We start from the raw sequence: 11767 nt of genomic DNA, 5'->3' as shown, positions 1-11767 counted from the left end.
ATTGGTGACATGGCAGCGCGACTGGGTGGTGACGAATTCGCCATTTTGTTACCCGATACAGGAGTCTCTGGGGCACAAGAGTTCACCAGGGCAATCTCTCAGGCTCTTGATGAGGCAATGGAAAGCAGAGGGTGGGCGGTGAGTTTTTCAATCGGCGTGGCTACCTTTGTGCAGTCGCCACCAGACTCAAATCATGCATTGCAGGTAGTTGACGAGCTCATGTATCAGGCTAAAGAAGGTGGCAAGGGAAAAACCGAGTTTCGATCATATATCTGAAGAGGATGTTTCTGTTGCGGGCTTAGGAGGAAACTGAGTTCGTTTGTTTGGATTTTCTGTGCTGATGCGAATCGGAGCCAACGTTCCCTTGGCATTTAACTGAGGTCCGTGAGTAGTTTTGGTCGCAAAGCGGACATTGAGACAGATAGATCAACACTCGCGCTAGGAAAGATTCGGTCTCTTTTCAGGACTGGGCGTAGTAACGGGGGAGAACCCCACCCACATCCACGTACTAAATACCAAGCGCTACAACCGCAGTCTTCTTGCTGGCTTTAGCCATGTCTTAATGGCGTGGCGAAGTGCGCGGTCCAGATCTCCATAGGGTACTACTTCCTGATGCGACCATTCAGTATTTCGGAACTAGGCTGAGTGTAACCAGTTAGCCTGCGAACGACCATGAGAAACCGCTTTGACAAATTTTCAAGATTCAGCTTCACAAACGAACAATTCGCATAATGACATTTCACAGCCCGGTGACTACCTTTTTTACAAGAAGTTGAAATCCGCTGTGCGCCGAGAACGACATCTGCTATGCGCTACGAAACCACGGAGCTTGAGATTGACGTCTCTGAGCTTCAAATTGGTATGCATGTCACCAAACTGGATCGACCCTGGGAGGAAACAGACTTCCTGTTGCAGGGCTTTATTATCCAGCGCCAGGACGATATCGACGCATTACAGTCCCAGTGCCGTAAAGTCACTATCGAGGGTAAGGTTAAAAACCCCGAATACGAGCCCCAGCCCAGCGAGCTTTTTAAGCGAAAAGAAAAGACAAAATTCATCCAGCATAGCCTGCGACCAGATTCGAAAAAGAAGGTGACGGCCAAACGTCCACTTCCACGCAGCTCCGGCGAAAATCGCATCACCAAGCGCGTCACCTACATCAACAAAGTGGATGTCAATTACGAAATCCGCAACGCCACTGGTCACTACGGTGAGGCAAAAAAGGTCGCTGACGGTATCATGTCTGGCCTTCGGGTCGGGCGTGCTCTGGATCTGAATCGTGCCAGGGAAGTGGTGAACGATTGTGTTGACAGTATTCTTCGCAACGACGATGCCCTTCTGCTTCTGACGAAGCTGAAACACAAAGACGAATACACGGCCGAACATTGCCTCAACGTGTCCATCCTGAGCGCCGCCTTCGGCAAACGTTTGGGGCTATTGGAGGAGGAAATCCGGACTCTCGGCCTTTGCGGTTTACTACACGACATTGGCAAGGCCAAAGTACCCACCGAAATTCTTCAGAAACCCGGAGCCCTGACACCCGAAGAACACGCTATCATGCAAAATCATGCCAATTGGGGGCGGGACATGTTGATGGCCTTGCCCAAGGTGGTGCACGCAACGATCGACGTCGCTTACAACCACCACGAGAGACTGGACGGTAAAGGCTACCCGCGAGGGCTGGAAGACTATCAGATCCCCTATTTTGCAAAAATTGTGGCGATCGTGGACACCTACGATGCCATCACAAGCAACCGTGTTTACGACCGGGGCCGGTCGTCTATGGAGGCGCTGGAGATCATTCACCGATTCCGGGGAACCCAGTTTGATCCCGATCTGACCCGTGAATTCGTACAAATGATCGGCATTTATCCTCCTGGTTCCATCGTCGAGATGAAAACAGGGGAAGTGGCCATCGTGATCGCGTCCAACCCGAAAAACCGCCGGCGCCCTCGCATTATGATGATTCGCGACGCCAATAAAGAACGCCTACCGAAGTTCCGGCTTATGGACCTGAGCCTTAAGCCCCGGAATGACGATGGCCAGGTACTTGAAATAGGCAAGGAGGTGCCAGATGGCACCTACGGCGTGGTGTTACAGCGCTTTATTGACAGCGGCCTCACTCTGGGTCATCAGACCGGCGGCGTTACGTAACCCGAACCAGTTCCTTTTTCTTCCACCCCCAGTCGGCCAGTTTCCACAACTTATCGCCGCATCCCGGGCGGGTACCGGGCAAGACACGAACAGATCGCCGTTCCTGTCCACAAGGCGTTTGGGCACGCCGGTGTCCCGGGCAACCTCGGCATGAGTTTGCATGTGCAGCTCTTCACCGTGAACCGGGATCGCAATTCTGGGCTTCACCCGCTGATACAGTGTGTCAGGGTTAATTTGATACCCATACAGAAATCTATCGTACCAAACCACCATGTTAATAAACTCATCAATTCCATGATGAAGACTGTGATGAAGAATATGACAGCACAACATCGCGTCGCTTGGCGGTCCTTCCCGACAGGCCCCGTGACAGCAGCGTATAAACGCATGGTGGATGCGGGGGAGGTGCGTCGAGATGACGCGCAGGTCGCTTTGGCGGCAAAATTCGATGCCCTGCACGGTTCTCTTACCTCGCTCCCACCAGTACCAGTACCAGTACGCAGCGACGAACCGACAGAGGGCAGCTTTAAAAACAGCAGTCCACTGTTACGGTTACTGGCGCGATCCTTGGCACACGCTCAGTCTTCTCTTCGAAAGAAGTTCCATTTGTGGTCTTTCGGTCCACCACCGCGAGGCATGTACATTCATGGACCGGTCGGGGTCGGCAAGAGCTTTCTAATGGATCTCTTTTACGCGTCGGTTTCTGTTCCTGATGATAATTCTTGCTGCACTAATGACAGCCACAAACACATAAACATAACTAAACGCCGCGTCCACTTTCACGAATTCATGCTAGACGTCCATCATCGAATCTTTGTCTACAAACAGGAACACCCACAAGGTGATGCGATCCCCGTCATCGCGCAACAATTGGCACAAGAAGCCCAACTCCTCTGTTTCGATGAATTTCAAGTGACAGACGTTGCCGATGCCATGATTTTGAAGCGACTGTTTTCATTATTATTGGATTTGAATGTGGTGGTAGTGGCTACCTCGAATCGCTCTCCCGATGCCTTGTATGAGGGAGGCATTAACCGCTCCCTCTTTTTGCCATTCATAGAAATGTTACAACACACATTCGACATTATTTCCATGGAGGATTCCAGCAAGGATTATCGACTTGAAAATCGAGCGGATGGTCAATCCTATTTTTGGTCAAACAAGAAAGTTCATAGTGATAATAATAGTAAAAACAACATGCAGGCGCAGTTGGAAAAAATATTTGGTAGCACTGCATCCGGAACTGAGGCCGAAATCATTCCCGTCCTCTTTGGTCGCACCGTCCAGGTGACCCGATTGAATGACCGGTGCGCCTGGTTTGACTTTTCCGAGTTGTGCTACCAACCGCTCGGGGCCGCCGATTATATTTCTCTCTGCCGCCGATTTCCGGTCATCATCATGGAGCGCGTCCCCCAACTGGACGCCAATCACCTCAACGAAGCACGACGATTCGTGACCCTCATTGACGCGTGTTATGAATCTCGCACCCGCTTGGTGCTGGCGGCACAAGTCCCGCTCGACGAGTTGTTTGTTGATTTTGAAGCGCAAGTCGAAAGCAGCGACGGAGATGAAGAATTGATCGTCAATGAAAAGGGAGGAAACTCAAGTTCCTTTGCGACCACCATGATTCGCACCAAAGAGGGAGAATATTATGAGTGGTCGGCGACGGGTCGAATTGGCGTGTCACTGGCACAACTATCGTCCGCCAATGATCTCGCTTTTTCCTTTCGACGAGCCGCTTCTCGGTTGGTTGAAATGGGAGGAAATGAATGGGGACGGCAATGACTAAAGGTCTTTTTTGTTTAATTGCGTCCCCTGCTAACAAGGCTTGTTGCTTGCCTCCGATCTTTCCGTTCCAGTGAGACGATTCCGAACTCCGAGTCGGACGCCGAATTTAGCACTTTGCGTGGATTTTGGAGGATAAGTCACTGACATACGGTGGCGGAAGTTTAGTGCTTTGTATGGTCGTCCATTTTACTCATAACTCGCTGCCCAACTGGTACGACCAAGCTCTATGGCGCGGGCAACGTCAGTTTCAGGAATCAGCGATGTGTTACCGACTTCCCTCGGGTCATAGTGAAATACGCACAAACGTGAAGCGAACTCTGCGAACGGCAGCGATGCTTCGCCTGGGCGCTCACCATGACTTTCTGTTGAGCAATTTACACCCTGCCCCCAGTCCTGTCCGCTGTCGTTATTGGGGTTGAAGAAGTAGAGACGTATCTCGCCATCGAGATCAACGTTTACCCTGATAATGGTTATGGCATGGCGCCCAACCAGGCGCCCTCCGCTGTCGGTGACAGCGATACCGGCTGGTTGCGAATGAATGACGGGTATGTTGCCGTTGTAATATGGGTGGTAACAGGCATAAAACTGGCGTATGAAGTTCTCATACTCATGGATCTTGCCTGTTTCCCGGCTAATAACACTGAGAAAGCCATGCCCGACCCACGGGCCATACATTTCCGGGTTTATCCAGCGGTGAAGGTCGTCATCGCGTACCCCGCAAAGGCGCCCCATTTCGCCATAAATTCGGTCAAGGTGGGCTATAAGAATCAATGAAACCGGATCCACATCCGTTGGTGGCTCCTTCGCAAGGCCTTCTTCCAGGTGCTGGGAGTTAATATCCTGGCCCTCGAAACGCATGACGACGTCGTCATCACGGGCCGCCCAGGCCACCAGCTGCAGCAGGTAATAGGCGTCGTAGGAGGCCCACATGGAGAGACCAATAACCGACTGACAGGTCGGGTTATTGCCCTGACCAATACCCAACGGCTGCCCCAGAAGGTTCAGTACACCGGCCAACAAATACACCCTTGGAGTGTGCGCATCACCGAAAACTGAGCTGAGTCTGTCGGATGCCGTCTGGCACAATTTCAGTTCAAGTTGCCGCCAGAGACACGCAGCGACTGCAGGGGTAAAGAGAGTTCCGCGTTCAAGAAACATCGCCAGGCCATAAACAGCCTGGCTGGTCTCCGGATGAGCCACTTCATCGAGCAGTTGAAGCACAATCTGGCGGTAGCATTGGAGCACATCGTTGCCGGTTATGCTCAGGCCCAACGCCATGGGTATCAGGTCATCCCGGTGCCCCCGCAGGCGCCGTAACAGCATGGGGTGATAGGGGGAAACCATGCCAGTCTCCTGCATTCCGCTGGCAAAGTCTTTTGCCTCTTCAAACAGTGCAACCTCGTCCATGGCGGCCAGACGTTCACCGTAGACTGCAAGGCCCGGATCATCGCGGCAGCCTGGCGTTGGCCCGAACAGAGCGCTGACAAGACGCGCTGCTTTGTGCATGCCTGTGGTTTCTATTGCCGGGTCAAACAGGCATTTGGCAATCTGGCTCACCATCTGCTTGATGCTGTCCATTTGTATCGGGCGCTGAGCCAGCAAACGTTGCACCTCATCCACCAGGCTGTCGAGAATACTTTCATAGCCCAGCCGGCTGAGTAAGAACTGGTAAAGCGAATTAACGATCTCGCCGAGCCCCTGGGGCCGTTCGCGATCTGCTTCGCTCATTTGGCCTGACAGCAGGTCCAGATTTAGTGCTGTCACCTGGGTCAGAAAGTGCCTGGCCTGCTCCGCAGATATTCCGGGATGGAGATAATCACCCATGGCCACGGCTAGGAGGCGCAGCTCACTCAGGGCTTCGATGCAGGTGTAGGGCGGAGCCCCCTGCCGCAACATTCGCACGGCTAATGCAGGTCGTAGAATGGCGGGCCGGTCCCAGTCACTGTTTGTAAACACACCCTTGGCTTCCATCTCCGGAACACGAGCGTACAAGGCGTTCAATCCGTCAGGAGCTTCCATAACATGAAGTGCTGCTTCCAGGACCTCTGTATTGTAAGCAACGGCGTCGTTCCTGAGAGCAAGCCCGAGCTGGTCCAGTGCCTCGTCGAAGTTTGCAACGGCAGCATTGGTATCTGCGTCAGAACTGGTAATCGTCAAAATACCCTCCTCACCTACTAAGAATGCATCAACCTGGTAGAACATCGGGGTCGGCGTACCGACAATGCGCATCTGAGCGTCTCTTGATTTTGATTATGACAAACATGCCCAAATTAGTTGCCTGGGTATGTTCGATACCCAACTAAGACGGGGTTTATCCCTGAATCATTTCCTTGATAAACGAGCCACGCAGCTTTGGCGAAAGATCAGGCCCGACGGGCTCAGCGGCCACGCTGTATACCAGCGTGGCCAGGACCAATAAGGAAACAACAGCAATTCTTCGAGTGATGTTTGGGAAGGGTTTAGTACTTTCTGTGGTCGTCCACTACCGCCCCGACATCAGATATTCAGCTACCACCTGGTAAGCCGGCAAGGAAGTCGGATCTATCTTTCCATTCTTCGCCGTTGGATACGAAGCAAACCGGACGATCACCATGTTTGCCTTAGGGTCGACGTAGATCGTCTGGCCATGAACGCCTCTGGCCGCATACGCACCGTGCTCGTTGTGAAGCAGCCACCACATGCTGCGATAGCTGCCGCCTTCAAGTGTTGTATAGCCAGCCTTTGCAAAAGCATTCTTGCTCCCACCCTCACGAATGCTGGCAACCACCTTTGATGGAAACAGTCGCTGGCCGTTAATCTCGCCTTCGTTGAGCATCAGCAAGCCGATGCGCCCCAGATCACGCAAGCCTGCACTCAAGCCGCCGCCGGCAAACGGTGTGCCTTTGCCGTCTACCGTCATGTAGGCGTCCTGCTCGGCCCCCATCCGGCGCCATAGTCGCTCTGACAGCAGCTTGGTTACTTCCAGACCGGACACACGGGAGATTACCCAGCCAAGCGCATCTGTGTTGATGGTTTTGTAGTGGAACGCATCACCATGATCGCCTTCGGGTTGAACAGTCTGAAGGTACTCGAAGTAGCCATCGGGACCCTCATAGCCTGGAGGCTTCGGTAACGGACTGGCCGCCCTGGAGTAGATCCAGATGTCGGCGTCGGGATCGGAGTAGTCTTCACTGTAGGCAAGGCCGGTAGTCATATCCATCACCTGTCGGACAGTTGCGGATCCGAATGCACTGTCCGCAAGCTCGGGAACGATGGAGGAAACAAGCGCGCTGTCGTTCAGTTTGCCTTCAACCACGAGTATTTCGGCAAGCAAGCCCGTCATTGACTTGGTCATAGACATAGCTCCGTGCTTGCCATCCTCGTCGAGGCAGCCGAAGTAACGCTCGTAGACAACCTTTCCTTCATGGAGGATGAGCATGCCGTCCGTATAGTTTGCTGCCAGCGACTCTTCCCATGTCATCGTTTTGCTGCTGCCCATAGGTGTGAACGTCAGCGAATCGATTGCAGCCTCATCGAGGTTGTACTCAAGGGGCACCGGTTGGCCAATTCCACGGCTAACCTGCTCCGTCGGCAAAAGCTCGCGAAAATGGCACACGGTCCAACGGAGCTTCGGAAAACTGAAAAAATTGGAGTCTGGCTGCGTTACCAGTTTATCTGGTGGTGGTGGAAAACCTTGCATCAAACCCAATTTTTTCGGATCCGATGCCGCTGCGTCCAGAGTGTCGTTTTTCGCGGCCACGCCGACTGAGGTAAACAGGAGAAGCAGTGAAAACCCAAGCTGTGCTATGTGCATTAGCCAGAACACTCCTACGGAAGTTCCACAATGGTTTGAAATGAGTTTAGCAGGCTCCAATGACCTGCCCTCGCTACTAAGAGGCCAAATTTACCGAGATAGCGAGCCACGCCATAGATAACCTGTCTATCGGTTACTCATAAATGGGTTCATACTGGATGTTGAAAGCATTGGCATCAGGCAGAGCGTTAATACCGACGCACCTGCGGCCAGAGGTCGACAGATACCATGAGTAAAGGCCAGGACAGAAAAAAAGACACTAAAAAGAAACCGCTATTAACTGCCAAGGAAAAGAAAAAGGAGAAAAAGGCAAAGAAAAACGAGACCGATGTGCTTGGAAATTGATTTTAAAGGGGAGGTTCGGCATCAAGTTTGATCCTTCCCAACCGATCTCCTTCAAGCTCTTGATTGCCAGCAGGTTCGTCATAGTTCTGGAAGCCGGCAGATCAAGTCTTGTTCGTATACGCGTATTTCCATACGCCCAGTAACGGTTTCTGCATACGCTTTTAGAGCTTCCACCTCGTACACTAATGATGAGCTTGTTACACATTGAAGCGGCCGTGGTTATGTCCTCGCTACTGGAGGTTTTAGAACGTATGAACATTTTCCCCGTGATTACTCTGTTTGGCGGTTTGGCGGCATTCTTCACTTTGGCTATTACGCTCAGATATGCCGCCGGTAAGACCCAAATGATTGGGAAGCAGAACGACAACCAACTCACTGGCTCATAAAGGTCAGCGGTGGTCAGCCACCCGGATTGCTTGCGAGTTCCTTAAGCGCCCTCATTGCCTCATCGGTGCGATCGCTGGGCACAAACATGTGGTCGTGATAGAACCCGGCGATGACGTTTGTGGTAATGCCCCGTTCGGCCAGCAGGCTTGTTACCACGGATGTCAGGCCCAGAGCTTCAAGGCTGGAGTGGCCCTCAAGGGTGATGCGACGGAAGACTCTGTAGTAGTCCAGGCCCTCGGCTTTAGCCTGCTCAAGAGGAATAACCAGAGTAAGGCCTTCGAGTTCGGCAATGCTGACGATGGGCTTTAGGTGTTCCAGTTCACCGTACTTTGCCTTGGGCACCGTGCAGTAGACATAGGTCGTTGAATCCAGTGTTGGCGAGAGCTGCTTGATCAAATCCTGAAGAAACTGTGAACGCATCATGTCTTACTTCCTCGAGCCGAGTGTTGCGGGGTTTTGGGGAGAAATTTCAAACCAACTACTCGAGGGCCTTCTCCACAGCCTCGAGAAATCCAATCATATCAACCACCTGTTCCGAACCCGGATCAACGGTTTTACCCTTCAGATCGGCAGTAACAATGCCACGGTCCACCGTGTCTGTCAGTGCGGCCTTCAATTGAACGGCGTATTGGCTCAGGGGCTCGTTACCCTCTCTCTCACCGAGGGTCTCCAGGGCGTTGGCCAGCGCGAAAATCAGGGCCGAGGGATTGAAATGCGCGACTTTTCCGTCGCTCTCCAGGTACTTCAGGTACAGATCATGAGCTGTGCCATGGGGCGCCTCGAACAGCATGGTGCCGTCCTTGCTCTCGATGATCGAACTGGCGGTCGCCAGGCTGCCACCGAGCGCCGCTGAAATATCAGAGAAGATATCGCCATCCAGGTTCTGGGAGGGATAAAGCGCGTTCCTGGGTGGGTCCGTGATCATCTTTTTGAGCTGGCTCGAGGGCCGCATGATCATAAATGAAGGCGGAGGCGTGTGCTCGCTGGCCAGTTCCCGGCGCACTTCGGTAATCACGTCGCTGTAGACTTCGTCGTACTCCATGTACTCGCGCTTGAGACCAAAATACACCTCCTTATCCTTGCGGGAGGCATCCCGGAAGACTTGCAGAACCCAGTCCTTGATGGCTTCACGGTCATTGGACATAAGCAGCATGGGGTCGCCTTTCCTGACCCGGCGGGCATGCTTCTCGTCACCGTCGACAATCACCTTGAGAATGCCGTCTTCCCTGGCCGCCATGTTGAAGCTACCGTACTGGTCGCCACCACCGGCGCTCATGCGGGAGATGGACACGTGTGCACCCCGGCCCGGAATGCCAAACTCGCGAAGCTGATTTACCAGCTTGAGCAGTTTGCGCCCGGTGGTGTTGTCCGGCACACCCCAGAGTGCGCGCTCTGGTGGATTGGAGACAATGCGTGCCGCCTGGGCATCGATCAGCTCGTAGTAATAACTCAGTCCCAGATCTTCGATCTGCTTCTTATAGTCGCTGTGATAGATGTCCTCGATCACCGAACGCATGGCGCCATCGTAGCCGGGGATCACGGTGTCTTTCAGGCCCAGGTACACATCCCGCCTCTCTGCGATGGCCCGCTGGAAGAAACGGTGGGCCCAGGCTTTGACGTCTTCGATGTCGTTGGTTGCCAAGAGCCAGGGATCACCCTTGCGGATCTCACGGCGATGCAGCTCCACGGGGTCACCACTGCTCCCCACGAACATCAGTTTGACCACACCGGTCGCCAGCGACAGCTGATTGAAACTGTCCTTGATGCCACCGAATTCCATGGTATCCACCTCAATATCGCGCCCTACCCACTCCGGCCGGCGGATATTGAGGTTGCGGAACTGGATGTCTTCCCGGGTAATATTACCGCTGATGCCCTTGCGAATAGCGCCGTTCGGCGACTTGATCGCCAGAGGGTTCAGGTTGTTGCCGTCCACATCCGGGTGCTTGCTGAGCAAGTCCTCCAGCTGCTGCCGGTTTACGGTCATGCCGGCATTTTTCACACCCACACCATGACGCTGAAGCGCATCGATGGCATCGATAACCACCTGGCCATTGGTCAGCAGCCGGTTTTCCGCGGACAGATCGATTTCCTCAAGCTGAATATCAAGCCGTGAGCTTACAAACTTCTTGAGAATATGCTCGAACGCAACCTGAGCCATTTCGTCGCCGTGAAGAATCACGAGAGGCGAGGTCACACTGATTCTGCTGTCCATGGATGTCTCCCTGCTGTTTGTTGGCCGTTTCAGTCCTGCTGCGATGCCGACTTCTTGATGCCTAACCGCTCGTTGACGGTATCCCGGATTTCCCGGTAACGCTCTGGATTCTTGGCCAGGGTATCCAGATTGTCCTCAGGGAATATCTCTTTTTTCTTCTTGCCGGCTTCCTCACTGTTAAAAATAGACGGCAAAAGCTGTTCCAGGCAACGCAACATGACTTCCGGCGATACCGAAGCCCCGGGTGACGCACCCAGCAATGTGCCGTAGGTCTTGTCGTTCGATACCAGGATCTCGGTACCCATCTGCAGGTCGCCATCCCGGATGATCTGCACTCGCTGGCCCGCCTCGACCGCTTTCCAGTTGAACTTTTTACTCATACCCGGGGCGAAGCTGTCCAGTTCCTCGAACATACTCTTTTCACCCTTGAAGGTTTCCGACACCAGGTACTTGACCAGGGGAAAGTGCTCAAGAGCCACATTGAGCAGGCCCGGAATATCATGCAGGCGCATGGCGCGCAGGTAATCCAGGAAGCCACGGCCTCTCTCAAGCACCGGTTTGAACGAGGCAAAGGGGCCGAACAGCAGGTAGTACTGGCCATCTGCAACTCGCAGGTCCAGGTGCGGTACGGACATCGGAGGCGCGCCCACCTTGGCCTTGCCGTAGGTCTTGGCCCGATAGTGCTCAGCCTGTTCGGCACTGATCGGCGCCTGTAGGAAGCGACCGCCGACCGGAAAGCCGGTGAACCGACGGGCGAAAGGCAGGTGGCTCTTTTTCAGGATCGGGAATGCACCGCCTCCGGCACCGACAAACAAGACGTCCGCCTTGTATTGACGATCACCCCCCCTGCGCTGTGTTTCCACAAGCCAACTGCCGGCGGGGCTTCGATGCACGCGTTTAACGTGGGTGCCGTATTCAATCTTTACGCCCAGGTCATTCACCGCATGTTCAGCCATTTGCTCGGTCAACGCACCGAAGTTGACGTCCGTACCCGTTTCAATAACAGTTGCCGCCATTTTTTCATGGCGAGGCCGCTCCTCCATGGTGTAAGGAATCCAGCTCTTGATCTCGTCGAAATCTTCCGA

9 protein-coding genes are annotated in these 11767 nt (G+C 53.6%); 3 read left to right on the top strand and 6 right to left on the bottom strand.

What is annotated here, in order from left to right; translation table 11 throughout:
• Together ACESMW_RS16910 and ACESMW_RS16905 are read left to right on the top strand one after the other, a co-directional pair.
• Positions 1-276: GGDEF domain-containing protein (locus ACESMW_RS16910; RefSeq protein ID WP_372988167.1), on the top strand; the 276-nt coding region annotated here is incomplete at its 5' end.
• Between the two features lie 531 nt (positions 277-807).
• Complete coding sequence (locus ACESMW_RS16905) at positions 808-2154, top strand: HD-GYP domain-containing protein (protein ID WP_372988166.1); 1347 nt, start codon at positions 808-810, stop codon at positions 2152-2154.
• On the opposite strand, the gene ACESMW_RS16900 is transcribed toward ACESMW_RS16905, so the two are convergent.
• A complete protein-coding gene (locus ACESMW_RS16900; protein WP_372988165.1) occupies positions 2095-2427 on the bottom strand; it encodes an MBL fold metallo-hydrolase RNA specificity domain-containing protein in 333 nt (110 codons plus the stop codon). The two genes, ACESMW_RS16905 and ACESMW_RS16900, sit on opposite strands and share 60 nt — an antisense overlap.
• 36 nt (positions 2428-2463) lie before the next feature.
• Between ACESMW_RS16900 and zapE the strand changes: the two genes are divergently transcribed.
• Positions 2464-3939: a cell division protein ZapE gene (gene zapE / locus ACESMW_RS16895; protein WP_372988164.1), complete on the top strand. Its 1476-nt coding sequence runs from the start codon at positions 2464-2466 to the stop codon at positions 3937-3939.
• 189 nt (positions 3940-4128) lie between these two features.
• On the opposite strand, the gene ACESMW_RS16890 is transcribed toward zapE, so the two are convergent.
• The 5 genes from ACESMW_RS16890 to ACESMW_RS16870 form a co-directional block, all read right to left on the bottom strand.
• Positions 4129-6144, bottom strand: a complete 2016-nt coding sequence (locus ACESMW_RS16890; protein ID WP_372988168.1) for a hypothetical protein — start codon at positions 6142-6144, stop codon at positions 4129-4131.
• A gap of 280 nt (positions 6145-6424) precedes the next feature.
• Positions 6425-7735 (bottom strand): serine hydrolase domain-containing protein, encoded by a 1311-nt coding sequence (locus tag ACESMW_RS16885; RefSeq protein ID WP_372988163.1) that lies wholly within the window; start codon positions 7733-7735, stop codon positions 6425-6427.
• Between the two features lie 744 nt (positions 7736-8479).
• Complete coding sequence (locus tag ACESMW_RS16880) at positions 8480-8890, bottom strand: ACT domain-containing protein (RefSeq protein WP_372988162.1); 411 nt, start codon at positions 8888-8890, stop codon at positions 8480-8482.
• Between the two features lie 55 nt (positions 8891-8945).
• Positions 8946-10682, bottom strand: coding sequence for an isocitrate/isopropylmalate family dehydrogenase (locus ACESMW_RS16875; protein WP_372988161.1), 1737 nt, complete (start codon positions 10680-10682; stop codon positions 8946-8948).
• 29 nt (positions 10683-10711) lie between these two features.
• On the bottom strand, positions 10712-11767 hold a 1056-nt coding region (locus tag ACESMW_RS16870), incomplete at its 5' end, for a malate:quinone oxidoreductase (RefSeq protein ID WP_372988160.1).

The sequence above is a fragment of the Marinobacter sp. genome (genome assembly GCF_041690455.1).
Taxonomy (GTDB): domain Bacteria; phylum Pseudomonadota; class Gammaproteobacteria; order Pseudomonadales; family Oleiphilaceae; genus Marinobacter.
Note: the sequence above shows the minus strand (reverse complement) of the source record. Positions and strands in the feature narration are given on the sequence as shown.